Below are 24,425 nucleotides of genomic sequence, written 5' to 3'. Positions count from 1 at the left end.
TATACCGGGGGCGTTCCAGAGTCGAGGCGACTGTGGGTACTCGCTTTCTCGGACCGGAATTGGACGAAAACGCGAAATCCACCCTGCAAGGAGCTTGGCGCGGGTTGTCAGACGCTGCGGTGGGAGAGAAACGGCGAACGTCTAGCAGTAGCGGGGAAGTGCGGGCTTTTTCGCGTGGATATGAGTTCAGCAACCAAGGGTTCCTTCAACCACCGCCTTCACCGCGTTGGAAGGAGCTGGCTCTAGGTGAGGGGCGCCTTCGGGTTGAAGAAAACCTTCCTGTTGCATTGGCCCAGAAACGTGGAGTCTCAGTTGCCGTGCTGGGGCTTGCTATCGACTCGGAGGAAGGAATATCTGATAGCGACCTCATCGCTGACCGTATTGCTGATTTAATATTGTCTGGAAATAGCCTCGAGGCGATTGATGAGTACGTCCTGTGGCTAGGGGGCCGGTTCGTCCTTATCGCCGGGTGTGAAGACCGGTGGCGTATTCACGTAGATGCAATGGCAAGCAGAAGTTGCTACTGGACCGTCAGAAATAAACAACTTTTCGCTGCATCGCATTCTGCGTTGGTCGCTAGAGAGATAGAAGAATTCTCGAGGAAGCGGGCATATTGGGTTCTTTCAAATCCTGACTATGTGAGTGCTGCGGGAAAATGGTTGCCAGGCCGCATTACGCCGCATGATTGCACCGAGCTAGTAAGTGCTAATTGTGTGCTGTCTTTTGACGGGGAAAGGACCCTGCACTCCCGCATTTTCCCATTGGAAAAGCACCGAATATCCGCGGAATATTCGCCAAAAGAGGTCGCTCGCATTCTGATTGGTGAGCTTAGGGTGCAGACTTCGGCGTGGCTCAATACCTCTGATAAAACCTATCTCGCTTTGACCTCAGGCCAAGATTCTTTGGTAGTGCTGTTGTCGTGTATTGATCTTTTCCAAAAGCACTTCACCAAAGCTATGACCTACATTTTCGCGGAGAGAAAGGATCCTTTAGGGATCAATGACCTCCAAGGAGCCAATTTCCTAGCTATGCTGTCTGGTCTGCAACACAAGGTAGTGAAAGTGGAACCGTTCATTTTTGAAGGAAAGTTTGCTTCCGCGTACAAACGATCGTTTCCTACTTGGGCTCGTTTTCCGGCTTTAGCCAAATCTTTGTGGCAGAACTTCCCCAAAGAATCCGTAGTCCTTTTTGGGATCGGTGGTGAAATCGGCACAGTCTTTTATAAAGATAGGACCGAGAGTCCGGTTAACGGCGAAATCCTAGCCGGAAAGTTTACGACGAGTAAATTCTCCTCCAATTCTCGCCTTGTCGCAGAGATGGAGGAGTACATAGCTTATACCCAGCTAGATTCAGTCTCCTCGTCGCTTGCAAGCTTCTATGACCTCTATTATTGGGAAAATCGAATGACCAGTTGGGCGGCTGCGGGATACTCCGAATATGAGTTAGGGCCCTCAATAGGTCTTCCGTTCAATACTAGGAGAATAATCTGGCCAATGCTCAACTTGTCGTACGAGAATCGGTTAAACAAAGCAGTGTACAAAACAATAATTCGTTGGAGTGGGTGGCCTCTGTGACTCAAAATGGAAAATTAAACAAGATGGTGAATAAAACTGAATATTATTTTAAACGGGCGCGTCAGGTGGCCCGAGATGAAGGCCCTTCTGAATTAATACGCCAGACTAAAAGGCGATTTAACGTAGGAACGGTAAGCAAAAGGACCGCTACGTTTGACCCACTGGCAGTAACCGCCCAAGGGAAAACTAACAGGACAAGCCCATTCAAGGACCTATGCGTTGGCGTAATCATGGATGAATTTTCTCTCCTGGCATGGGGAGAGGAATTTTCAATCGTGCCAATCTTGCCCGGGGAAGAATCGAAACTTAAATCCTATGAGCTTGATTTATTCTTGGTCGAGAGTGCTTGGGACGGAAATGGAGGAGCCTGGAAGTACCAATTGACTGGCGGTTCCGCTCCCAGCACCGCGCTTTCCGTGATCGTCGAGCAATGCAAACAACTTGGGATTCCTACGGCCTTCTGGAATAAAGAGGACCCTCCCCATTTTGAGGAATTCTTAGATACTGCGCGGTTGTTTGATTTCGTGTTTACGAGCGATGTCAATTTGGTAGATGCCTATAAGCACGCGTTGGGGCATGATCGAGTGTGGCCTTTGAGCTTTGCTGCTCAGCCTGCGATTCATAACCCTATCCGGACTGATATGCCTAACTATCAGAAAGGAGACGTGGCTTTTGCGGGCATGTATTTTGCTCACAAATATCCAGAACGCCGTGAGCAAATGGAGATGCTGCTGGGCGGAGCTATGGATGCATCAGGGCATCTTGAAGACGGTCTCCGTATCTTCTCTAGATTCGAGGGAAAAGACGAGCGCTATCTCTTCCCGCAGCCGTTTTCCCAAAGAGTCGTGGGGTCTCTGCCGTACGAAAAAATGATTGCGGCTTACAAGAATTTCAAAGTCTTCCTAAATGTGAACTCTGTAGTTGACAGTCCCAGTATGTGCTCCCGTAGAGTGTTTGAACTTCTTGCTTCTGGCACGCCTGTAGTCTCTACATGGAGCAAGGCACTTGAGGAGACTTTTCCTTCTACTGAATTAGTGCTTGTAGATAGTAGGGAAGAAGCCACGTTGTCTATTCGTGCCTTGGTTAATTCTCCTGAGTTGAGAGACAGGCTGGTACATCGGGCGCAAAGAAGGATCTGGGAGAGCCATACCTATACAACTCGGGCAATGGAGATTTTGGAACGAGTTAGTCCCTCTGAATCTGAAGGTCTGAAGACTAAACCAAAAGTTAGTGTTATTTGCTCTACGGTGCGGGAAGGGCAATTGAAGCATGTATTTGAGCAGGTAGGTCGGCAATCCGGAGTGGATGTCGAGCTGATTTTGGTTCTGCACGGGATTCAAGTTGGTGACAAGGAGATTGCAAACTTCGCTGAGGAGGCGAAAGTTCATCAATACCGTGTACTTAGGGAGGAGCGAAGTTCCTCGCTAGGAGAGTGCTTAAATGCAGGTATCGCTGCTTCGTCAGGCGATTTCATCGCCAAGTTTGATGATGATGATTTTTACTTTGCTTCATATCTTTTGGATATGTATAACTCGTGGTCCTTTTCTGGTGCTGACCTGGTAGGCAAACAGGCAAACTATGCGTTTTTGGGCAATGAAGAATTGCTGATAGTTAGGCGGCCGGAGAGGGAACATCGCTGGACGAACTTCGTAGCTGGCCCTACTTTCTTCGGTCCCCGCAATACGTTTGCGGAAAATAAATTTGAGGCGCGTTCCCGAGGGGAAGACACTGCGTTTATTCGTTCTCTTTTGAGGAAAGGGGGGAAAATATATTCCACAGACCGCTTCAACTTTGTTCAGATGAGAAATGCTGGACAACATACTTGGGAAGTCTCAAATGCATCGTTTTTGGCTAATGGGCAGGTCGTGGGGATTGGTCGGAATTTCGAGGCTGTTGAATGCTAGATGGACCGCGTGCTCCCCAAGGGTTTTCGATGTAGGAGCGTCCCCTTTGTGGAATAATGCACTGCGGTTCTAAAACGTCGAATTAAAATTTGAAAATACTTTTTCTCCCGAGGAGGGGTTTTAGTGAGCATTGAAGAGAAACAATTGGGACCCATAAACAAGGTTTGTGTTGTTGGGCTGGGATACATTGGTCTCCCGACTGCAGCTTTTATCGCTGATTCTGGTATCTCCGTAGTGGGGGTGGACATCAATGAGCGCCATGTGGAGAAGATCAACAATGGTGAAATGCCCTTTTTTGAACCTGGCTTCGAAGCTTTATTAAAAAGCGTAGTCGCCGATGGACATCTCAAGGCTGATACAGAAGTAGCGGAAGCAGACGCGTTCATTGTGGCTGTCCCGACGCCGTTCAATGATGACTATTCAGTCAATATGTCCTACATCGAAGCGGCAGCGAAGAATATTGCTCCTGTGCTTCGACCGGGGGCGCTCGTGGTCCTAGAATCAACCTCCCCTCCAGGGACCACTGAAAAGATGGCTGAGATTCTTTTAGCCGAAAGGCCGGACCTATCGACGGATCCTGAAAGTGCTAACCGTCTCTTAGTCGCACACTGCCCTGAGCGGGTATTACCGGGCAAGATTATGGAGGAGATGGCCGCTAATGACCGAGTTATCGGAGGCCTAAATCCCCTGTCGACGGATAGGGCGAAACAGCTATACTCCTTTTTCTGCAATGGCGAGATGCTATTGACGAATGCAACAACCGCTGAGATGGCAAAGCTGACCGAGAACTCGTTCAGGGACGTGAATATTGCCTTTGCAAACGAGCTGTCAATCATCTCAGACAAGCTTGGAATTGATGTTTGGGAATTGATTGAACTCGCTAACCATCACCCACGAGTCAATATTCTGAATCCGGGCCCTGGTGTGGGTGGCCACTGCATTGCAGTTGATCCTTGGTTCATTGTTTCTTCGGCTCAGGAGGAAGCCAAGCTGATCCGTACGGCGAGGGAGGTTAATGACGGCAAGCCTGCCTACGTTATTGCCAAAATTACTGAAGCAGTCGAGGCCGAAGGCGCAGATTCAATCGCCGCACTGGGAATAGCATTTAAGCCGGATATCGATGATTTGAGAGAATCCCCTGCTCTGTCTATCGTGCAACAAATGGCCGAGAAGTGGCCGGAGAAAAACATCCTAGTAGCTGAGCCTAATGTGAATGAGCTGCCCGAGAGTCTAACCGCATATCAAAACGTGCAGCTAGTTGACGCTTCTCACGCGATATCTTCAAGCCCCGTGGTTGCTGTCTTAGTGGACCATACACCTTTCAAGAGCCTCGAAAAGAGCGTCTTGGAAGGAAAGAATGTCGTTGACACACGTGGCATGTGGAGCTGATCCTAGGGATGAAGAGGTTGGAATCCGGCAAGTCGCTTGCAAGTCTTGCCGTGTTAGCCGCTGTGTTGTTAATTGCCGCGGTGCTGTCAAGCAACTTAGTTCGCGCTGGGCTGTTGATTTTGGCGGTGGTAGTAGCGGCTTTGATCTTGATTTTAAGCGTTTCTTGGACACGACGAGTAGAGGCACAACGCCGACAGGATTACCGCAATGTAATGTCCGTTGCTAAAGAGTTGTCGCTGCTCCGAAATATGTCGGGAAGTATAGCCAAATCGCGAGAGAGTCAACGCTTTCAAGAAGAACAACTAACCCAAATCAATTCCGCGGTCGAGGAATGGCGACATGGTGAGACGGGTTCAGGGGGCGCAATCTCAGAACCTTTATCCTATTTTTCCCCTAGGCGTATCTCTGCATCGAAGCCTGTGGAGAAACCCAACTCTCATGTGGCCGGGCGACAGGCGGCGCTGCAAGACACTGGTGAGGGGTCCAAGGAAAAGCTACGGGATCTCCTTTATCCTTCCAACGAAATGACTCGAGTAGTGGCCGTTTTGGGCTCTTCCGACCTCCGTGAAAGTCTCTCGGGCTTCTGCTCCGTCCGGAAAATAGATTCTGCCGTTGACCTAGCGAAGTTTGGGAACGACATTTCCTGGCTTGTTATCGAAGAGGCGTCTTTAACCTGTGGTCGCTGGTTTGGGAGTCTGTCAGCTCAAGGGACGCATCTTTTTCAGGAGCTCCATAGCCAGATTGTGAAAGCGCAACGAAAGAATAATGTCCTTACGGCGGTCGTGGCTAATGCACCGGCCTCACATATGACGAGCGTTTTGCGTGACACCGCTGATGTTGTGCTTCCTAAGAAGCCAGGACAAGATTCTCGGGGCGCCGAAATGGCGAACCCAGTGATAAAGGCTATCGACGCATACGCGTGTAAGTGAGGTTAAGAAGTGAGCACCGCTGTAGTTTATGGGGACATCAGTCCGAATGTTGTAGATGGCTCGTCGATCTGGCTCATGTCAATAACCGAAACGCTTTCAAAGACATGCGATGAGGTCCATCTCCAGCTCAAAATGAAGCCGGATAACTATCGTCTCTTACAGTCCGTAGACAAGATTGAAAACGTCGTCCTACATCTTCCTCCGGACACCAGTTCTCCACTCAACGAGGAAGCCGCGGTTCCTGTCCTTGAATCGTTGGTCAACAGGGTCGGTGCTGACATCCTCGTTTCTCGAGGACTGAATTTGGCACACACATTAAGTCGCTCTTCGACCTTGGCGCCGATACTTTGGGCTTATATAACGGATCTTCCTTTCCCAATCACCAAGCTTTCTAAGACCAATGTGGGCCGTTTGCAAAGAATCTCGGCGAACTCTCGGAGAGTATTCGTACAAACTGAAGCGGCCCGAAACTATCTAGAATCGATCGCTCCATTCGCGGCAGGGAAGACCTGCTTGATGCTCCCAATGGTACCGAGTGAGGCGTTTTCCAAGGAAAAGCGCGGGGAGAACTACGAACAGTCGGACAAGCTCCGCATTGTCTATGCGGGAAAGATGGCTAAGGACTGGAAGACACTCGAAATGCTGGAAATCCCCAAGCATCTCAGAAAGTTGGGAATCGAGTCAGAGCTATTAGTTGTCGGCGACAAGATAAATAGGGATAAGAGCGATCCTTCTTGGCACATCCAGATGAAAGAGGCGCTAGAGAAGGCAGCGGCAGATGCTGATAGCGGAGTTGAATGGTTAGGTGGTGTATCTCGGGATGAATCCATGGCAGCCATTTCGTCCGCCCATATTGGATTAGGTTGGCGGACAGCGGTACTAGATTCAAGCCTAGAGGTTTCCACAAAGGCGTTAGAATATTCTGCTCTTGGAACTCCTGCCTTAGTTAATTTTAACGATGACACCCGTGCTCTCTTCGGTAGCGATTATCCATTCTTTATTGATGCGCAAGCTACCGCAGTGGATGCTGCAAAGGTCATTGCTAAAACTGCAAACTCTATTGACCTAATGAGCCCAAAGGTTCGGGGCAAGGTAGCAAACTTTTCAATGGATTCAGCGGTAGAGCGTCTAACTGGCTACTTCGAAGCGGCCGGCATAGTCCGTTCTAGTAACCGTTCGGTGCCTATGGATGCGATTAAGGTCGTAATCGCTTCCCACGATTTCAAGTTCATGGGCGAATTAGTGGATGCGCTTGAGAAGGATCCTCGGTTCATACTCGAGAAGGACGTTTGGTCGTCTCTGCATCAGCATGACGAAGAACGCAGCCGAAACCTGGTCAATTGGGCGGACATTGTATTTTGCGAATGGTGTGGTCCGTCAGTCCGGTGGTATGCAGAGCATAAGCGACCAGGGCAGAGGCTAATTAGTCGTCTACATGGATTCGAACTTCGTGGCCCCGGCCCATGGATGAAGGAAATCGACTGGCAAGGCGTGGACGAATTGATTTTCGTTTCGCAGCATTACGAGGAAATGGCGCTGGAACGACTTCCACTGCAATCCACGGCTACTCGGGTAATTCCAAATGCAATTGATTTAGTGGACTTTGACCGGGAAAAGCTTTTTGGTGCTCAGTTCCATATTGGTCTGGTCGGCTACGTTCCCTTCTTAAAGCGACCAGATAGAGCTGTTTCATTCTTTGAAGAGCTATTGGAACACGACGACCGGTACGTCCTTCACATAAGAGGCAGGGCCCCTTGGGAATACCCTCACGAATGGAGTAAGCCGCTGCAGAAGCAGTTGTATCTAGATTTTTTCTCTTCTATTGCCTCGAACGAGCGACTACGGGATCACGTAGTGTTTGAAGATTTTGGGCCAGATATGGCGTCTTGGTTTAGGAAGATCGGCATTGTGTTGTCGCCAAGTGATGTGGAAAGTTTCCATCTTGCGCCTGCAGAAGGAATGGCCTCGCGTGCAGTCCCCATCGTGTGGGAGAGAGATGGGGCGAAGAACATTTTTGGTCCGTATGTAGATGGGGGTAGTGACCTCGCAATCGATCGCGTACTCGCCCTACGTGAACCGGAGACATTTGCAGAAGAGGGCCAAAAGGCACGTGAATACGCCTCCCGTTGGGGAGTTAAGAAAATTATTTCCGAATGGATCGATGCCTTGACTGGGCAAAATGTTGCTGTCAAGGAGTCTGAGCGTACGGAAACTATCTAGGAGCTAGGATGTCCATTTACCTTTTGGCGGTGCCTAAGAAGAAGCTTCGCTCTACCGTTTCTGACGACCTTGCAGAGCATAATTCCGAACTGCTACGTCGGTGCTTCCAGAAATACCGCAGTTTGGTCAGTGATCACTATCGGAGTGAAATAAAAGTTTCCACACCGGGACAGCATGGGACTGCATCTATAGGTGTGTGGAAAAGGACGAACGAGTCGAACCGCGTCGTCGCAAAGAAAGACTGGTGGGCGCATTCTAGCGGCCAGGATGTTTCCGAGCTCCTGTTCGAGAAGGTGTCCAGGCGTGGCGGCGAGGTTGTTTACACCGATCCTGTTTGGGGCAGCTATACGGCGATCTGGGGTGAGCGCTATCGCGATCGCGTCATACTATGGAACACAATTCCGGCTCTAGAAGCGGTACATTATGCGGAGACGGAAGATTATGTTTTCGCTAGCAACAGACCACTTCTTGCTGCAGTAGCAAGAGCAGAGGGAGAAGCTTCTCCAGTGGCATTGGAAACTGACTTTTTAGATCAGTATTTGATGTTTGGGTTTAACCTCGATGCCGTATCTCCGTTTGAAGGCGTATCTACGATTGCAGTGGACGAGGCACTCGAGGTTAATAGCGGAGAAGTAAAGATTATTCCTCGTCCCGCAGGTCTAATCGCTAATCTCCCTAACCTTCACTCTGAAGAGGAAGCAGCTGAAGCTCTCGCCGACGCGCTAAAGGCCTCTACGCAGAGAGCATTAGCGAACTTTTCGGGCAAGAACGTTCAAGTACGAATGAGTGGCGGTAAAGACAGCCGGCTATTGCTCGGACTAGTTAAGGACTCGGAGCAACCTGTCTATGGGGTAACCTTTGGCAAGCCGAATGATGAAGAGGTCCGAGTGGCACATAATTTGTGCCGAGCGGCTAAAAAGAACTTGGAAGTAACTGCACCATCCCCAGTTGATCGGTCAAGCTTGGCGGAAAAGGTTGATCGAACAATTCTCATGTCTGATGGCATCCCGGCATCTGAACCGCATACTTCTATTTATTATGGCTCCTCGCCGCGTGTTGCTGGTGACGCAATCATGCTGGGGCAGTGGCCACTAATGAAGGGCGGTCAGGCAAAGAAGCTGCACTATTCTGAGTCGGGCTTGCAAAACGCTTTGCGACGACAAGCCGGGTGGTTCGTAAACGAGGGGATCCGAGCGCAGTACGCTTACTTCCTTGAACAATGGCAGCGTGAAGTAGAGACATCTATCGATCTCGAGTACTTGTATCTCTTTGCCCGAAACTTTAGGTCGGGACGCTGGCTGCATGCACACATAAACCTTTACGAGCGTGATGCAGTCATTGCTTATCCAATCGCTGATGAAGAGGTAGCTGCGATTTCTGACGCTATGACGATGTCAGAGAAGGTTTCACAGCGTGTTCTCTTTAGGGCCTTAGAAATGATTTGGCCCGAAGCGAACCGCATTCCTTTGTCCAACGGCAATAAATGGCGGTTTGAGAGTGCTGGTCCGGCGGAGAATCTTGGAGAAGATTCCTTTGCCGAGCGATATGCCGAAGTTCCTGCTCACGAAAGCGATGAATTCTTACAGGTGGATCCTCGGCTTAAAGATTCAAAAGCGATAGAGTACACCAAGGTTGTGGCCGTTCAGATGGCCAGAGAATTGGTGGAATCTGCTAACTGGGATCTGCTCATTTCAAAGGTCACTCCCGAATTTGGGAAAATCTTGGAAGCGGCCGCGAACGGAGAACTTATCGTTCCCGAAAAGTCGTCTCAAAGAGAGATCGTGAAATTCATTTGGCGTTTGTACGTGGCTGATCGTTGGCTGCGGAAGGAATGGCTAGCGGCGAAAGATAGTTAGCCCAAGGCTGTAGGTCGGTGAACATGATGTGCTCATGCTCACCGACCTCACTTTTAGTCTTCGGTGGGAAATAGCTGCAGCTTTAGTTTGCAGAAGTCATGGCGAGAGGAAAGCATTTGCTTTTCTTTCAATGAGAAGGTCTCTTCTGTGCCTTTTGCAAACTTGTGCTGGGCGTAGTACGAGTCCAGATAGCGCGCGATGGGGTTTATAGATTCCCCGTAAGTGGGGTAGATAAAGGAGGTCGCGTGAGGGAAAGAGTTGACTTCCAAAACTCGTGGCATGTCGTCTTTCAAACTACGCACCATGATATCGACGCCGCCAGTGTATAGACCCGGAATCGCGGCAACTGCTCGAACAGCGGTGTCCCTAATTTCCTCTGAAATGATATCGGTGATATTTGCAGTTTCAGCACCGAAAGAAATATTAGAGATTGCGCTGAGGAGAACGCGTTCTCCTGCTTCGGGAATATCTGAGAAAGACAATGAATTGGAGCGCATGAACGCTTCCATGTTCGCGTTTCGGCGAAGAAGTCGCTTGCTTCGTGCGCGGTCCTTCTGACGCTCGTCATTTTTAAGCGCCATCAGTTCTTCGATGTTGTGGGTTCCGTCGCCGGTAACGTAGGCAGGGATTCGGATGATTGAACCGAAAAACTCTCCCTCCACAACGGTGACGCGCAATTCAAAGCCGTCAACCATTTCTTGGACAATTACCGAGGGCTCTCGCTTTCGTTCCTTTTGCATCTCCACGCATTCGTGGAAGCGCTCTTTGAAGTCCTGTTCAGTAACGTTAAGAAAAACTCCGAGACCTTGGGAGAAGCTTGGTGCTTTGACCACGACTTCTCTCCGGCCTTGAGCAAAAGCGGTGTCGAAGGCGTCGTCAGCCTCGTCCGGTCCAAAAACCTGGTACCAAGGAACATTAATGCCAGCGGTGTGCAGGATTTTTTGTGTTTTTACTTTGTTCTGGCAGATTCGTCCAGCTGTCTTAGTGCAGGTAGGTACGTTCCAAGGAGTAACTACTCCGATGGGATCATCTGCAGAATCCTTTAGAGTGATATACGGACGGTTCTTTTTCGAGCGGTCAATATGGAAGTTGCGCCCCGAGCGGCGGACAGTCCGAATCCACGCGTTGTGTATGCCCGTGGTGTAACCATCTTGCCAATAATTTTGTTCAAGGCTGGGCAGAGAATCCAGAATATGGTTTAGGTGCTCGGTACGCATGTAGTTCCAATCATCTGAGCTAGGAGTGGGTTGCTTATCGCACAGATTTTAGCAACGAGGTCAGGCTGACAAGTTAGTTCGCCTTGGTTCTCACTATTAAGCCCGAGGCGGTGCAGAGATTTAGCGGAGTTACGCCGACCCAGCAACGCCTAGAGCCTTAACTAGTGCCTAAGAGTAGAGCAGCTGTGTTCGCTCGATCTGGTCGACAATATAACTAGCCGCATTAACAGGCTCGCCGTAGCTTACATAGTGGTGGATGTCGAAGAAAGGCTGCGTATTGATCTCTAGAACTGTGATGTCGGCGTCAGGCTGCAAGGAAGAGGTGAAAATGTCTACTCCCACTGTTCCCGTCCCTGGGAAGGCCCGAGCAGCGCGCTCTGCAACCGCGATGTGTTGACGAGAAATTTTATCGATGACATTAAGCGTGAAGCCGCCGCCACCTACGGAGGATATTGGATTTAGAACGACTACTTCGCCGTGCTCGGGCACTTGCTCGAGTGTCCAAGGGCTTTCGGCTAGCCAATCTTCATCTATGTTTATCTCCGTAGATTTTAGGTAAGCATCGGCAAGTCGGCGTTGGAGCTCGAGATCCACCAGTTCTTGAACCGTATGCTTCCCGTCACCTACTACAAATGCGTTTAGCCTAGAGCAAGCAACGCGTACACGGCCACCGATGACTAAGACGCGTATATCGAAACCAGCGAAGTATTCTTCGATTACAATTTCATCGCCGTAGCCGCTGTCAGCTGCTTTAGACCAAGCCTTTTCAAAGGTCTCGGTATCTTTGATATTGAGAGACACGCCGCGCCCTCGGGTGCCGCCATTCGGCTTAACTACGACAGGGCGATCTTGCGCCTTAAAATATTCGAGGGCCTCAGCTTTAGTGGCTGAATTGAACTTCTGGCCGTTAGGCGTCGGCACGTTATTGGCTTGAAGAGTCAATTTTGTGGCCTGTTTGTCGTTGGAAACCCTTCTAGCGAACATGCTCTGGGTAGATGGGCCGTGATAAACGGTTCCTCCCACCGTTTTACCGTTATTCAAAAATATCCATGTGCCGTCTTTGACTTTTTGGGTCTCCCAGCCGCGGGACCTCGCTTCGCCCAGCATAAGTTTTGTGCGGGACTTAATCCGGTCATAAGTATTGATTGGCAGCTTTGGTTTCAAAATTTCGTCATTTACCAAAGCAATTAGGTTTCTAGGATCGTAGCTCACGTAGGCATAGTACATTTAAGATTCTCGCTTTTGTACCGACTAACTCACTAAAACTTATTCACTAGTTCGCCCCATCGATGACCCCTTCAAAATCACCGCAACACGTCCGACGTAAATAGTGGCAGTTCCTTGAACTTTCATAAGATGCTGTCTCTAATGTGGTGGGGTTTCTATGGGGCCTGACCCCCGGAAAGTAGACACGTCGGGGGTTAGCTATGCTGCTTGGGTCAGTGTAGCTGATGTGAGCGCTTCGAAGTCATCGGGAGCTTAGAAGGTTGCACCAGTAGTGCCGTCTGCGGGTGTTGTAGCGCATGCACCATCGGAAGACTTCTTGGCGGCAGACGATGGGATTGTCAAAGACTTTCCGATCACGCAGGACTTCACGCTTTAAGGTGGTGTTAAATGATTCTGCCAGGGCATTATCGGCACTCGTTCCCACTGCTCCCATGGATTCGCGCACGCCAAGCTGGGCGCAGTGGTCCCTAACAGCCTGTGAGGTGTACACACTGCCATGATCAGAATGGAAAATTGCCCCTTTAAGGCTTCCGCGGACTTTCCTGGCATGAGATAAAGCTTCGATAACCAGCGATACCCGCATGTGATCTGCGAGCGCATAACCTGCAAGTTTCCGCGAGTAAGTGTCAATAACTGTGGCCAAATACATGTTCTTGCCGCCCTTACACGGCAGGTAGGTGATATCGCCTACGTAAACGTGATTCGGCCTGTCAGCTGTGAATCTGCGGCCTACTAGATCTGGCATGACTCGACGTCCAGGCTTGCGCCTGATGGTGATACACCGACGCCGCTTAGTAAAGCCTTTCAGCCTCATGGATTTCATGATGCGTGCGACCTTCTTGTGATTGATCGGAGGAAAGTCCGTATCGTCGTTGAGGTTTGCAGCAATGCGTTTTGCACCATAAAGCCCGAGCTCATCATCGAAGATGGTCTTGATTCGTGCACCAATAAGAGCATCAGAACACATCTTTAACCTGCGTTCTTCGCGAGTGTTGGCCCATTTGTAGAACGAGGAGCGATTGAGCTTTAACACCTGGCACATCCGCTTAACCGAGTACTCGGTTCGGTGGTCATAGACAAACTGGAAGCGGATTACCAGCGTGTCTCTTCGGCAAAATATTTCGCGGCCTTGCGTAGGATGTCGCGTTCTTCGCGCAGCTTCGAGACTTCTTTTTCTAGCTGGCGGATCCGTTCAGAATCAGTCGTCTCCTGGGCCTTGTCGCGTATGGTCTTCGTGCGGGCACGTTTGCCAGTGCCGTACTGCTTAAGCCAGGAATAAAGTGAGGAGCGATTGATTCCTAGCTCTGCTGCAGTCGTGTGAAGTGAGAGGTCCTCATTGTTTTCGTAGAGGGCCACAGCATCACGTTTGAACTGTTCGGAATACCTAGGCATGGTGGTAGATTACCTTTCTTCCCAACCCAACCGGGCTGGATATCAGGTGTCTACCAAACAGGGGTCAGGTTCGGAGCACAACGTATAAAAATACCCACGCGGCGCGCATGATGGCGCCGTGTGGGTTGGGGAAGAGGACTAGAAATTAGTCCTGTGCAACACCGACGTTGACTTCGATGTTGCCGCGGGTGGCCTTGGAATAAGGGCACATCTGGTGGGCGGCGTCGGCAAGCTCCTGTGCCTTGGCGTCCTCAACGCCTGGGATGGTGACCTCGAGGTCAACGCCGAGGAAGAAGCCCTCGTCGTTCTTGCCCAGCTTAACGCGGGCGCCGACGGAGGAATTCTCCACGTCAACACCCTTGTCCTTGGCCACTGCCTTGAGTGCGGAGTGGTAGCAGGCGGCGTAACCGGCAGCGAAAAGCTGCTCCGGGTTAGCGCCCTCACCGCTGCCGCCCATTTCCTTTGGGGCGGTCATGGTGAAGTCCAGATCGGAATCCTTGACTACGGCGCGGCCGTCGCGGCCTGCTCCGGTGGACAGTGCTTCGGTGGTGTATACGGCGTCCATAATGACTCCTTTTCTATCGGGTCTTTGTACGTCCGCCGATTGTACGCAAGAATTCTAGTCCTCGACGACGTTGACGGTGACCTCAATATTGCCCCGGGTGGCATTGGAGTAGGGGCAGACCTGGTGGGCGGCGTCGGCAAGCTGCTGGGCTGTGGCCTTGTCTTGAGCTGGGATGGAAACCTCCAGGTCCACTGCGAGCTGGAAGCCTTCGCCCTGCTTTCCGATGCCCACTCGTGCACCCACCGCAGAGTCACCCAACTCGACCTTCTGGTTGCGGGCCACGGCCTGCAGGGCGGAGTGGAAGCAAGCGGCGTAGCCGGCGGCAAAAAGCTGCTCTGGGTTGGTACCTTCGCCGCTGCCGCCCATTTCCTTCGGGATGGCTAGGGCGAAGTCGAGGTCAGAGTCCTTGACGGTGGCGTGGCCATTGCGGCCTGCTCCGGTGGCTAGTGCCTCGGTGGTGTACATGGCGTCCATGATTGCTCCTTTCGATTTTACAATCCGGTTTTAATATCTAATTTTGATTGTACACAATTAAATTGTGGGCAATGTTTTCTTGACGTCTATACTTTTGGCTATGAATGACGCGCCCACTGATTACCTTTCTCTCGATAGTCAGCTGTGCTTCTCGATTTACCGTGCGAGTAGGGCGGTAGTGCGTTCCTATCGGCCACTCCTCGATGAGCTGGGGCTGACCTACCCCCAATACCTGGTCATGTTGGTGCTGTGGGAGGCCGACGACGCGGTGCCACTTAAATTCATTGATTCCCGCCTCGGTCTGGATAGTGGCACGCTCACCCCGCTGCTAAAGCGCCTGGAAAAGCAGGGGTACGTGGAGCGGCGCCGCGATCCTGCCGACGAGCGCCGCACTCTCGTTAGCCTCACCGCTGATGGTGACGCCCTGCGCTCCCGCGCCGAGTGCATCCCCGAAGCAATGGCCGAGGCTTATGAGAAGTTGGGCCTCGACCTAGTGGAATTTAAAGAGTCTCTCGATGTCCTTGCCGCTACTCCCGTCGACGTGGAGCTACCGTGGCCGTCCGAAGAAGACTTTGTGAGGTAGGGGGCTTAGTTCGTCGTGGCCACGCGCCTGGACCATATGCTTTTGTCGGCGGTTTCGAATGAGGCGCGAACTGTTTTGTCTCCGGGCTTTTCGCACGTGAGAACTCGCTGGTCGCTGCCCATGCGGCAGTCAAGGTCATAGGGTTGTTTGGTCACCGGGCTGCTGGCGGAGACATCCGCGTGGTATACCGATGTCACCGTGGGATCTGGGGAGCGCAGAGTGTAGCTGGCCTGCATCGCGGCATCAAAGACCGCGGCGGCGAATTCGCAGGAAGTCGCATCGCCGGCGTCGATGGAATCGCCTGATGAAGATGTACCGCAGTAGCCGCCAATCTGGCCTACATGGATGTTGTGTTTGCCGCCGGCCGGTGGTGTGGGCTGCTCTGGGGCTGCCTTTTTGGTGACCGTTTCGGTGCGACGTTGCTTCGTTTCCTTCTCCGGGCTGGTTTCTTCTGCATTTTCACCAGCCGGGGAGTTGCTATCTTGCGCAGTGGAGAAGGCTGGCTCTTCTGCTGGGGTGGAATCAGAGTTGGAGTCTGAACCGGAGCCGCAGGCGCTTAGCACAAGACCGGTAGCGAGGAGCACGGACGCGAGAGGGAGAATGGAAGGGCGTTGCATAGGGATACTGTAGCGCCCTTCGGGGTGTGGCGCGCGGCTAATGGTCTATACGAGCGGGTGGAACTGGCGCACCTTCGGGTGGCAGAACCTTCGGGTACTTTGTGGCTGTGCCGGCGGAAGTGGGTGCGCCGGCTGCACCGCTGGTTGCGGCGGCATCGGCGTTGCTGGTGAGGGAAGGGCGGTGGGGAGTGGGGTCCCAGTGGGCGTCGACAAGCGTGCGCTGGCATACCCAGCCCAAAGCCAAAATAGCCAGTGCGATAAGGGCGATGAAGACGAGGCCCAGTGCGCCGTCGGCATGAATAGACCAGCCCAGCAGCAGGCCGAGCCAGCCAAAATCGGCATCGCCGAAAGTGGTGTTCGCAGAGCCGAAGGAACCCAAGACGCTGAGGAGGAATGCCGGCAGGAAGGTGATGATGAGGCCATTGGCAAAGGCGCCGAGCGCGGCACCACGTCGGCCGCCAGTGGCATTGCCGTAAACGCCTGCCGCACCGCCAGTGAAGAAGTGCGGCACCAAACCAGGCAGAATCAAAGCCACGCCAAAGGCTGGGTTAAGCCAAGCGGAAAGGACGGCAAGGTCCGTCAAGTACAGCCTGTGTTAGGGAGAAATAGGCTCGATTTCACTTTGGGCTTTGTATCTCGGCGGGCTTCGCTTTTTCCATTAGCTAGAGCGCGAGATATACGCCCGTTGTGCGTGGACAGTTAATCAAGCTCGAAAGTTTGGCGGCCGATCTCGTCTTGGCTGTAGGGCTTAGATGCAACAAGGTCCACAGGCGTAGTTAGATCATCGAGCTCGTAGGCCGTTGTTCCGGCGACAGTGCCTCCCTTTTTAATCTCTTCAAGCTGAGTATCGGAATTTTCAGGCTCAAAATAGGCACCGACTTCGAGCTCGTTTACCTTATTCGGATCATTGTCTTGGAAGGCGGTGAAGTACACGACAAAGTCGGTGGTGGTTAGGGTTTCATCCGTTTTATTCGTTACGTCATAGTTAAAGACGAGAAGTGGCTTCTCACCTATTTCATTGCCAGGCTCACCGGGCTTAATAACCCGGTGATCGGTAATTTCGAACTTGGCGGCTGGAACATCCAAGACTCCATCTTTAAAGGTTTGGCTGAAATCTGTGCTCTTTAGCTCATTAACGGTTGTCGGTTCATCCTTCATCTTCTTCATATGTGTGGTGAATTCCTCATCTTCAAACGCCACCTTGAAAGTTAAGGTGTCGTCATCGATAGAGAAATCTTTCTTGTCGGACCCAGCGGCCATCCACTCAGAGTCGGTGGCAACGGCATCGCGGTTTGAAGTAACGGTCTCACCGGATGCGGCGGCTTGAGCGTCAAAAGTGCCAATCCAGTAGATCATGCGATTTTCGCCGTTGTCCATGACCCATTCGATGGTGATGACATCATCGGTGATGCTGGCCTCCATCCAGCCATCTTCAGAAGCGTTGTCCTCTTGCTTCCACGTCCCAATTACGGACTTCGCATCGGCCTGTGCATCGGACGCGGAATTACTGGAGTCGCTCGTCTTTGAGCTGTCACTACCGCTATCCGAGCAGGAGGTAAGCGTGAGAGCAGAGACGAGAATGAGAGAAGAGAGTAGTTTGCGCATAATTAACTTCTACCCGCAGGGGGTAGGAAGCGTACAAATACTCAATAGCGAAGGGGGCAAATTGGTCTTTGGCCGCTCTTTGACTAATCTTTTCAGGGCAGAGAGTCGCCCAAGTGGGCGTGCAATCTGCGTGGGGCTATAGCTCAGTCGGTTAGAGCTACGGACTCATAATCCGTTGGTCGCGGGTTCGAGCCCCGCTGGCCCCACGGTGATAGGGAGGCGTCGGCAAGCAGTGCTGGCGCCTCCTTGTGCTTATCTGCGCATATGGGTGTGCTGATTGCGCAAGGGCGGGCGGTGAAGTCTAATAACTATATGGTTGAAGTAGATCCGCTCATTGAATCTCTCTACCGCTGGTCCGATATCAGTGGTGTGCTGCTGATGGGAATTATCGGTGGCACTATGGCGCGCAAGCGCGGCTACGATATCATCGGCTTTTTCTTCATTGCGATGTTCTCGTCGCTAGGCGGCGGCATGGTGCGCGACGTGCTCATTAACCGCGGCACCGTCGCGGCAATGAGCCAGCCGGAATACCTCTACTTGGCTTTTACCGGCGCGCTGATTGCTCGCTTTGTTTACTTCAAAGGCAAGACCTGGGATTATCTGCAGGCGCATGGCGACGCCGTCGTTTCCGGCCTCTGGGCCGCTACCGGCGCGGTGAAGGCTATTACCTACGGCCTGCCGCTTATTCCATGCATCATGATGGGCGTGTTTACCGCCACGGGCGGATCGATGATTCGTGACATCGTGATGGGGCGCGAGCCGAGCGTCTTCGGTGATAACCAGCCAACAGTCATTCCGGCCGTGGCTTGTGCGATTATTGTGCTGGTAGGCCACCATTTCGACATGATGGCAGTGGGCATGATTATTGGGCCGTTGGTCTCCATCTTCTTGGCGCTGCTAGGCATTTGGGCTGGGTGGCGCGTGCCGGCCTATCAGGATTGGGCACCTATTAATGACACCGCCGCACAGGTTAAGGTGTTGGCCAAGAAAGCCGAAAATAAGAGCCGTGCAGTGGGGCGTCGCCTAGAGCCGCACCGCCTACGTTCTTGGCGCCACCGCCAGATGGAGGCAGCGCTGCAGCGGCGCATTGAAAAGGAAGTGCGCTCCGGTAAGCGGCGCAAAGAAGCCGCTGCGGAGGCCAGCGAGTTTCTGGAGTCCTTCGAGTCTGATGTGGATCAGCTCAGCGCAGTGGTAGCTGAAGGCGAGGACACGGACTTCGGCGTGGACCTCACCGGTGATTCCTACAACGAGGAGGAACAGTCCTCCCATGAGGAATCACAGCGCCTCCTCGATGCCATTTTGGAAGATGACAAGCTTACGGATGAACTCATTGATCGCCTCATGAAGCGCTACGACTCCCGCGACTAGCCTGCGTTTCTTTAGTGCGGCGGCTTAGCGCCCAACCGCGCCGCAAACCTGCGGGTCCGTGATATAGCCTTGCTCGCAGCCATATTAGGTTTGGATTTCTCCGGAGCTCTTATTCCGGTTGCCGTTGGCATCGTTGCCATAGCCACACAGGTAGGCAGGACACTCTGCGCTCGGCCCATTGGGCGCTTGTACTGGCGGTTGAGCGTTTGATTCCTTGCACAACGCGGCAAACTCCACCCAAGTGCCGTCCGCGCATTTATACTGCGCGGTGTTTTCCTGCGGCCTGCGGCTGGTTTTCGGTAGCCGGTTGCACGGCTTCCTGATTTTCTGTTTGCGGTTCGGCGTGCTGCGCGGTCTCTGTAGTTGCTTCTTTGGTGGTCGTTTCTTCTGTGGATGTTTCCTCGGTGCTGGATTCTGTAGAGCTCGTTTCATTGGCCGTTTCCGTAACGGTTTCTTTCACCGTGGAAATGGTGGTGGCGGTCTCGTCGCTGCCGCCGCAACCGGTGGCAAAAAGGGCTAGGGAAAAGAAGGGAATAAGGAATGATTTCTTCATGCCCCATACCGTAGCTAAACAAGGCGGCGGGTGCCGGAGTCTGTGCAGGGCATAGGGGGAAACGGGCTGTGCGAGGGGGGAGTGTTTGCATGGTGGCTGGCAGTGAACTGGCATCCAGTTTTCAGCTCCGCCACCTACGGTAGAGGCATGAACCTGAAGTATTACTTCTACGAGCTGTGGAGCATCTTCGTTGACCACGGCTTACCGCTTATCGCGCTGCTGCTCATAGGCATTTTGATCCCACGCATCGGCAGGCTGGCGATCCGCATCATAGAGCGCCGCCTCGATGAAGATGAAGAATCCACCAAGGCGCGCCTGGCGCTGACCGGTGCGCTGGTCTACATCGTGCAGGCCATCGCGTACTTCCTCATCATTTGGGCGGCGCTGACCAATATCGGTGTTCCTGCGGTAGGCGCGGCGGTGCCGGCGACGATAGTTTCGGCCGCCGTGGGTTTTGGCGCCCAGTCCATCATTGCGGATTTCCTCTCCGGCTTTTTCATCCTGTCAGAAAAACAATTTGGCGTAGGCGATTACGTCAGCTTCGATGGCGTAACCGATGTGGAAGGCACCGTGGTGATGCTGACTTTGCGCACCACCAAGGTGCGCACTCCCACCGGCGAGCTCGTCACCGTGCCCAATAGTTCTGCCGGGGCGGTAACAAACTATTCCCAGGAATGGTCGCGCGCCGTGGTCAACTTCGACGTACCCGTGCAAGAAGGAGAGACCCTGCCAGAGATTACCCGCCGAGTGCGCACCATTTCTGAGCAAGCCATCCAAGAGCCGTCCATCGCCGTGGATGTCAACGGCGAGCTCGAGGTGCTGCCAGCCACGCAGCTGGTTGCCCCGCAGGCCGCCGGCCAATCGTGGCACGTGACCTACCGCGTACTGGTCACCGTTAACCCGGCCCGCCAATGGGCGGTGGAACGCGCCATTCGCTCGGCGCTGCTCTCGGAGTTCTGGGATCACTACAATGTGGCCGATCTCGATGAACTGCAGCGCCCGCTGACCCCACCGCAGGGAAATACCGCGGCTCAAGAATCCGTGAAAGACGCTTCCACCGCAGGGGAGGGCTCCCACCCTGAGACGAAGGTGGAGCGCAGTGCCGCCACCGCGGACGCTGAGGTGGATGGCCCGGCTAGTGACGGCCCCGGAAAACCCGCGCTGTCTGATGCGGACGACCAAGAACCAGAGCCCTCCCAGGGCATCTGGCGTGGCTTGGAGGCCAATAGCAAGTTCCAAAAGATCGCCACATTCGGCGGCCGAGTCCGCGCCTCCACCACGGGCCTTGTCCTCGCGCTGTTTGTCGTCGGTGCCTTGGCCTTGGCCTCGAGCAATCCCGAAAATGCGGACGCGGGCTGGCTCTCGCCCGAGCACTGGCGCGATAGCGGCAAGGAAACCTCCTCCTCACAGCTTTCCGACGCCCCCTCAAACCAACCCACCCCAGCAACCACCGAGACCGGTACACAGTCTGAACCAACGGAAGATAGTGCCGCTCCCACGGAAACCGACTACCCACAGGGCACTAATGACACTGGCGTGACTGATACGCCTGCCGGCGGCAGGCAGGGAACAGGCGCTACTGGTAATGCCTCCCCGGCTCCGAGCGCTGCCAATGGTGCAGGCAATGCGGGGACAGATTCCGGGACCGGCGCCGGCACTGCGCCCACTGCGGGAGGTGACGCCGGCGACGGCGCCCAAGCTTCCGGAACGGCCGGTAGCGCAGGCACAGAGATTCCGGCAGAGCCTCGTCAGTAGGATGTGCCCCCCATTTCGACCATTGCTTCCTATTGTGGTTGGCAAAGTCGGCATAAACGCTCATGTCATTGTTATTGACGTGCAGAAATGATCTTGTGTGGCAAAGGGGAAATAGTGCGAGCTAGCTGCGCGTTGCACCTAGCATGACTTCACTATTTGAACCTCTGGAACTTGGCCGATACACGATAGATAATCGCGTGACCATGGCGGCGCTGACCCGCCAGCGCGCAGGCGAAAGCGGTGTGCCTACCGAGCTGCACCAGAAGTACTACTCGCAGCGTGCCACGGCCGGGCTGGTTGTCACGGAGGGAACCTTCCCGGCGTGGACCAACCGCGCATTCCCAGGCCAGGCAGGCATTGCCACCGAGGAGCAGGCAGAAGGCTGGCGTGCGGTAGCAGACCGAGTCCACGAGGCCGGCGGCACCTTGTTCATGCAGATCATGCATGGTGGCCGCACCAGCCACCCAGATCTGATTGACGGTGCAGATCCAGAGGCCCCGAGCTCCTTCGATTGGGGCGGAACCGTGCGTGGCTTTTCCGGCAAAATGGATGCGCCGGTCCCGCGGGAGCTGAAGAAGGAAGAGCTGCCGCGCATCGTGGAGGAATTCCGCCAGGGTGCGCGCCGGGCTATCGATGCCGGCGTTGACGGCGTGGAAATCCACGGCGCGAATGGCTACCTGCTGCACGAGTTTATGGCGGCCTCGTCCAATAAGCGCGAGGATGAATTCGGCGGCAGCCCGGAAAATCGCTGGCGCCTGCCGGAGATGGTCATCCGCGCCGTGGCGGAGGAAATCGGTGCCGACCGCGTCGGTGTGCGGTTCTCGCCGGCGCACAATGTGCAGGGTGTTATCGAGGATGACCAGGACGACATGCTGGCCACCTACGGCGGACTGCTCGATGCCCTGGCGCCGCTGAACCTGGCTTATGTGTCGCTGCTACACGGCGAGCCGGAAAGCGAGCTTATCGCCACGCTGGCGCAAAAGGCCCGCGCAAATGGCGTGACCAAGGTGCTGATGAATGATGGCTTCCCCACGGTGACTTCCAAGGAAGATGCGCAACGTGAAATCGAGCTGGACTACGTGGATGCCGCAGTGGTGGGCCGCCAGCTCATCGCCAACCCGGACCTAGTGCGCCGCTGGCGTGAGGGCTTGGAGCTCAACGAGCCGGACCAGGATACGTTCTACCTGGGCGGCGAGCGTGGCTACATTGATTATGAATATGCCGCGGACTAGGGAAAAATCCGCGGCATAAAGGGGGGGCCGAGAGGCATCAGAGTGATAGGTAGTGAAATTCCCCAGAGAGGGTCTTTCACTATGCCTATCGAAGGTGTACTACCCGTTCGTTAACACCAAGTGCCTGTCATGTGACAGAACTTACAACTACTTGGTATAGCCCTTGCCTGGGCGCCAGGTCATGGTCACAGCCTCGCGCACCGGGGACTTAGCGGACAGCAGGTTATCCACACGCAGCCAGTGCATTTCTGCGGAATCCGGGCGCACGGTTACAAAGCTATAGCCGTGGTGGTCCAAGTCCACGTGGCGGGTGTGCGGGTTGGCACCTAGCAGGTAACGCTCGGCAAGCTTGGAAAGCTCGTTGCCTTCCGGCAGCTTGAGCTGCTCGTTGACATTGGGCGCAGAAACGGAGGCGCAGACCAGCTCGGCGCCAAAGATGCGGCCATCCTTGCTGATATTATGCGCCCACTCGGAATGGATATCGCCGGTGACAAAGAGGGTGTGGGCATCGTGCTTGGAAAGGGCGTCGATAAGCAGGCGGCGCTCTGCAGAGTAGCCATCCCACTGGTCGCCATTGACCGGAATGCCGGTGATATTGGAAGACAGCGAGGAAGAAACCGGCTTGGTCTTGTCATCCTTTTGCAGGGTAGCCAGGTTCATGGGGGAGAACATGACGGAATTGCCCAGCATATTCCACTTCGCAGAAGAGGTCTCAATCTTATTGAGCAGCCAATTATATTGCTCGGATCCGAGCATCGTGCGGCCTTCTGCGGCCATCTTGTGCGGGCCAAAGCGCACCTGCTCATCGCGGTAGGTGCGCAGGTCCATCATGGTTAGTTCCACCAGGTCACCAAAAGTCAGGCTGCGGTAGAGGTGGCCCTGCTCGGAAGGATTGGTTGCGCGCACCGGCATCCACTCGAAGTAGGCCTGCATTGCGGCCTTGCGGCGGTCGAGGAAGGCGCCCTCCTTGCCCTCGGTGTGGTTTTCGGCGCCCTCGCGCCAGTTATCGTTGGCCACCTCGTGGTCATCCCACACCACAACCCACGGCAGTGCCCCGTGTGCGGCTTGCAGGTTTTCATCGGTGCGGTAGCGGCCGAAGCGAATCCGGTAATCCTCTAACGAGATAATCTCGTGCGCAGGGTGGTGCAGGCGCACCGGGCCATTACCGGCGTACTCGCGCTGCGGGTATTCGTAGATATAGTCGCCCAAGAAGATCATATAATCCAGCTGGTCGGCGCGGCCGCGCTGGGCAATATCGCCATAGGCGTTAAAGAAGCCGGACTCCCAGTTTGCACAGCTAGCCACACCGAAGGTGAGCTCTTCTGGGGAGGCGCTCAGCGCCGGGGCGGTCTTGGTACGGCCAATGGGCGAGTACTTATCCTGCGCCTTAAAGCGGTAAAAGTACACGGTCTCCGGCTCTAGGCCGTGCGGATCCACGTGCACGGTGTGGTCCTGGTTGGCGTCGGTGGTCACTTCGCCCTGCTTGACGACGTCCCCGAACCCCTCATCCTTGGCAATTTCCCACTCCACCCGGGTGGCCTCGCCCAGGCCGGATCCCGGCATGGCATCGGCATCCGGGGTTACGCGGGTCCACAAAATGACCGAATCCGGAATAGGATCGCCCGAGGCAACGCCGTGGAGGAAGGGGCGCTCGCCCAGTTGGGGCTCTACCATGTGCTGCTCCACGCGCGGGGAGAGGCTGCTTTGGGCATTGGCAGAGTTGGCGGCGGCGGTGGACAAAGCGATGGCGGCGCCGGCGGTGCCGGTGGTTTGCAGGAAGCGGCGGCGATTGACGTTTCCGCGGGCAGAAGCGGACTGATTCTGAGAATTACTAGGCATGATTTAAAGCTTCGTCATGTTTGCCGCCTGTGCAAGCGATCCTAGGCCAATTACATAAAGAGTTCTTTTTGTCTTAACTGGCGGTTAACTTCCTTGCCCCTCGCCCGGCCCTAGAGTGCGGGCCTT

At 54.0% G+C, this 24,425-nt stretch carries 18 protein-coding genes, 1 tRNA gene and 2 pseudogenes; 11 read left to right on the top strand and 10 right to left on the bottom strand.

The window, feature by feature from the left end; translation table 11 throughout:
* The first annotated feature begins 32 nt into the window (after window positions 1-32).
* The 6 genes from ACLI1M_RS08395 (at window position 33) to ACLI1M_RS08370 (ending at window position 9,872) form a co-directional block, all read left to right on the top strand.
* Window positions 33-1,574, top strand: coding sequence for a hypothetical protein (locus ACLI1M_RS08395; protein ID WP_248099835.1), 1,542 nt, complete (start codon window positions 33-35; stop codon window positions 1,572-1,574).
* Window positions 1,571-3,478 carry a glycosyltransferase gene (locus ACLI1M_RS08390; protein ID WP_234288172.1) on the top strand — a complete coding sequence of 636 codons (1,908 nt, stop codon included), beginning with the start codon at window positions 1,571-1,573 and terminating at the stop codon, window positions 3,476-3,478. Before ACLI1M_RS08395 ends, ACLI1M_RS08390 begins: the two co-directional genes overlap by 4 nt.
* Window positions 3,479-3,601: 123 nt before the next feature.
* Window positions 3,602-4,867 (top strand): UDP-N-acetyl-D-mannosamine dehydrogenase, encoded by a 1,266-nt coding sequence (gene wecC, locus ACLI1M_RS08385; RefSeq protein ID WP_284698439.1) that lies wholly within the window; start codon window positions 3,602-3,604, stop codon window positions 4,865-4,867.
* A complete protein-coding gene (locus ACLI1M_RS08380; protein ID WP_200288811.1) occupies window positions 4,858-5,796 on the top strand; it encodes a hypothetical protein in 939 nt (312 codons plus the stop codon). The genes wecC and ACLI1M_RS08380 overlap by 10 nt, the downstream gene beginning before the upstream one ends.
* Before the next feature lie 9 nt (window positions 5,797-5,805).
* Window positions 5,806-8,016: a glycosyltransferase gene (locus ACLI1M_RS08375; protein ID WP_248099837.1), complete on the top strand. Its 2,211-nt coding sequence runs from the start codon at window positions 5,806-5,808 to the stop codon at window positions 8,014-8,016.
* A gap of 8 nt (window positions 8,017-8,024) precedes the next feature.
* Window positions 8,025-9,872, top strand: coding sequence for a hypothetical protein (locus tag ACLI1M_RS08370; RefSeq protein ID WP_200288813.1), 1,848 nt, complete (start codon window positions 8,025-8,027; stop codon window positions 9,870-9,872).
* 53 nt (window positions 9,873-9,925) lie between these two features.
* On the opposite strand, the gene ACLI1M_RS08365 is transcribed toward ACLI1M_RS08370, so the two are convergent.
* The 5 genes and pseudogenes from ACLI1M_RS08365 to ACLI1M_RS08345 all read right to left on the bottom strand — a co-directional run bounded on the left by ACLI1M_RS08365 (window position 9,926) and on the right by ACLI1M_RS08345 (window position 14,747).
* On the bottom strand, window positions 9,926-11,089 hold the full coding sequence (locus ACLI1M_RS08365) for a hypothetical protein (RefSeq protein ID WP_200288814.1): 1,164 nt from the start codon (window positions 11,087-11,089) through the stop codon (window positions 9,926-9,928).
* A 168-nt stretch (window positions 11,090-11,257) separates the two neighbouring features.
* Entirely contained in the window at window positions 11,258-12,301 is a 1,044-nt protein-coding gene (locus ACLI1M_RS08360; RefSeq protein WP_200288815.1) for an ATP-grasp domain-containing protein, read from the bottom strand.
* A 213-nt stretch (window positions 12,302-12,514) separates the two neighbouring features.
* Window positions 12,515-13,708 (bottom strand): annotated as a pseudogene (locus tag ACLI1M_RS08355) (IS3 family transposase).
* A gap of 145 nt (window positions 13,709-13,853) precedes the next feature.
* A complete protein-coding gene (locus ACLI1M_RS08350; protein ID WP_049358550.1) occupies window positions 13,854-14,273 on the bottom strand; it encodes an organic hydroperoxide resistance protein in 420 nt (139 codons plus the stop codon).
* Between the two features lie 54 nt (window positions 14,274-14,327).
* Window positions 14,328-14,747: an organic hydroperoxide resistance protein gene (locus ACLI1M_RS08345; RefSeq protein WP_411706502.1), complete on the bottom strand. Its 420-nt coding sequence runs from the start codon at window positions 14,745-14,747 to the stop codon at window positions 14,328-14,330.
* A 100-nt stretch (window positions 14,748-14,847) separates the two neighbouring features.
* Between ACLI1M_RS08345 and ACLI1M_RS08340 the strand changes: the two genes are divergently transcribed.
* Entirely contained in the window at window positions 14,848-15,330 is a 483-nt protein-coding gene (locus tag ACLI1M_RS08340) for a MarR family winged helix-turn-helix transcriptional regulator (RefSeq protein ID WP_248099839.1), read from the top strand.
* A gap of 5 nt (window positions 15,331-15,335) precedes the next feature.
* On the opposite strand, the gene ACLI1M_RS08335 is transcribed toward ACLI1M_RS08340, so the two are convergent.
* From ACLI1M_RS08335 to ACLI1M_RS08325, 3 genes and pseudogenes are all read right to left on the bottom strand, one after another.
* Complete coding sequence (locus ACLI1M_RS08335) at window positions 15,336-15,947, bottom strand: hypothetical protein (RefSeq protein WP_248099840.1); 612 nt, start codon at window positions 15,945-15,947, stop codon at window positions 15,336-15,338.
* A 37-nt stretch (window positions 15,948-15,984) separates the two neighbouring features.
* Window positions 15,985-16,530 (bottom strand): annotated as a pseudogene (locus tag ACLI1M_RS08330) (PTS transporter subunit IIC); the annotation flags it as partial.
* Window positions 16,531-16,646: 116 nt separating this feature from the next.
* Window positions 16,647-17,552 carry a DUF5067 domain-containing protein gene (locus tag ACLI1M_RS08325; protein ID WP_248099841.1) on the bottom strand — a complete coding sequence of 302 codons (906 nt, stop codon included), beginning with the start codon at window positions 17,550-17,552 and terminating at the stop codon, window positions 16,647-16,649.
* Window positions 17,553-17,684: 132 nt separating this feature from the next.
* Here ACLI1M_RS08325 and ACLI1M_RS08320 point away from each other — a divergent pair.
* Window positions 17,685-17,758, top strand: a tRNA-Ile gene (locus tag ACLI1M_RS08320).
* 106 nt (window positions 17,759-17,864) lie between these two features.
* A complete protein-coding gene (locus tag ACLI1M_RS08315) occupies window positions 17,865-18,920 on the top strand; it encodes a trimeric intracellular cation channel family protein (protein WP_200288823.1) in 1,056 nt (351 codons plus the stop codon).
* A 256-nt stretch (window positions 18,921-19,176) separates the two neighbouring features.
* On the opposite strand, the gene ACLI1M_RS08310 is transcribed toward ACLI1M_RS08315, so the two are convergent.
* Window positions 19,177-19,473 carry a hypothetical protein gene (locus tag ACLI1M_RS08310; protein WP_248099842.1) on the bottom strand — a complete coding sequence of 99 codons (297 nt, stop codon included), beginning with the start codon at window positions 19,471-19,473 and terminating at the stop codon, window positions 19,177-19,179.
* Window positions 19,474-19,620: 147 nt separating this feature from the next.
* Here ACLI1M_RS08310 and ACLI1M_RS08305 point away from each other — a divergent pair, with 147 nt between their 5' ends.
* Together ACLI1M_RS08305 and ACLI1M_RS08300 are read left to right on the top strand one after the other, a co-directional pair.
* Window positions 19,621-21,228, top strand: coding sequence for a mechanosensitive ion channel domain-containing protein (locus tag ACLI1M_RS08305; RefSeq protein WP_248099843.1), 1,608 nt, complete (start codon window positions 19,621-19,623; stop codon window positions 21,226-21,228).
* 143 nt (window positions 21,229-21,371) lie between these two features.
* A complete protein-coding gene (locus ACLI1M_RS08300; RefSeq protein WP_248099845.1) occupies window positions 21,372-22,460 on the top strand; it encodes an alkene reductase in 1,089 nt (362 codons plus the stop codon).
* Between the two features lie 147 nt (window positions 22,461-22,607).
* On the opposite strand, the gene ACLI1M_RS08295 is transcribed toward ACLI1M_RS08300, so the two are convergent.
* Window positions 22,608-24,299, bottom strand: a complete 1,692-nt coding sequence (locus tag ACLI1M_RS08295) for an alkaline phosphatase D family protein (protein WP_200288827.1) — start codon at window positions 24,297-24,299, stop codon at window positions 22,608-22,610.
* Between the last annotated feature and the right edge of the window lie 126 nt (window positions 24,300-24,425).

Origin of the sequence: Corynebacterium sp. LaCa54, assembly GCF_046717495.1 — a bacterium.
In the GTDB taxonomy this organism is placed as follows: domain Bacteria; phylum Actinomycetota; class Actinomycetes; order Mycobacteriales; family Mycobacteriaceae; genus Corynebacterium; species Corynebacterium kefirresidentii.
This window is presented reverse-complemented; position numbering and strand designations above follow the sequence as displayed.

What these genes read in the sequence shown, in the direction of transcription:
- ACLI1M_RS08370 (WP_200288813.1), top strand. Translation starts at nt 8,025, where the DNA reads ATGTCCATTTACCTTTTGGCGGTGCCTAAGAAGAAGCTTCGCTCTACC.
- ACLI1M_RS08365 (WP_200288814.1), bottom strand. Translation starts at nt 11,089, where the DNA reads ATGCGTACCGAGCACCTAAACCATATTCTGGATTCTCTGCCCAGCCTT.
- ACLI1M_RS08350 (WP_049358550.1), bottom strand. Translation starts at nt 14,273, where the DNA reads ATGGACGCCGTATACACCACCGAAGCACTGTCCACCGGAGCAGGCCGC.
- ACLI1M_RS08345 (WP_411706502.1), bottom strand. Translation starts at nt 14,747, where the DNA reads ATGGACGCCATGTACACCACCGAGGCACTAGCCACCGGAGCAGGCCGC.
- ACLI1M_RS08340 (WP_248099839.1), top strand. Translation starts at nt 14,848, where the DNA reads ATGAATGACGCGCCCACTGATTACCTTTCTCTCGATAGTCAGCTGTGC.
- ACLI1M_RS08335 (WP_248099840.1), bottom strand. Translation starts at nt 15,947, where the DNA reads ATGCAACGCCCTTCCATTCTCCCTCTCGCGTCCGTGCTCCTCGCTACC.
- ACLI1M_RS08325 (WP_248099841.1), bottom strand. Translation starts at nt 17,552, where the DNA reads ATGCGCAAACTACTCTCTTCTCTCATTCTCGTCTCTGCTCTCACGCTT.
- ACLI1M_RS08315 (WP_200288823.1), top strand. Translation starts at nt 17,865, where the DNA reads ATGGTTGAAGTAGATCCGCTCATTGAATCTCTCTACCGCTGGTCCGAT.
- ACLI1M_RS08310 (WP_248099842.1), bottom strand. Translation starts at nt 19,473, where the DNA reads ATGAAGAAATCATTCCTTATTCCCTTCTTTTCCCTAGCCCTTTTTGCC.
- ACLI1M_RS08305 (WP_248099843.1), top strand. Translation starts at nt 19,621, where the DNA reads ATGAACCTGAAGTATTACTTCTACGAGCTGTGGAGCATCTTCGTTGAC.
- ACLI1M_RS08300 (WP_248099845.1), top strand. Translation starts at nt 21,372, where the DNA reads ATGACTTCACTATTTGAACCTCTGGAACTTGGCCGATACACGATAGAT.
- ACLI1M_RS08295 (WP_200288827.1), bottom strand. Translation starts at nt 24,299, where the DNA reads ATGCCTAGTAATTCTCAGAATCAGTCCGCTTCTGCCCGCGGAAACGTC.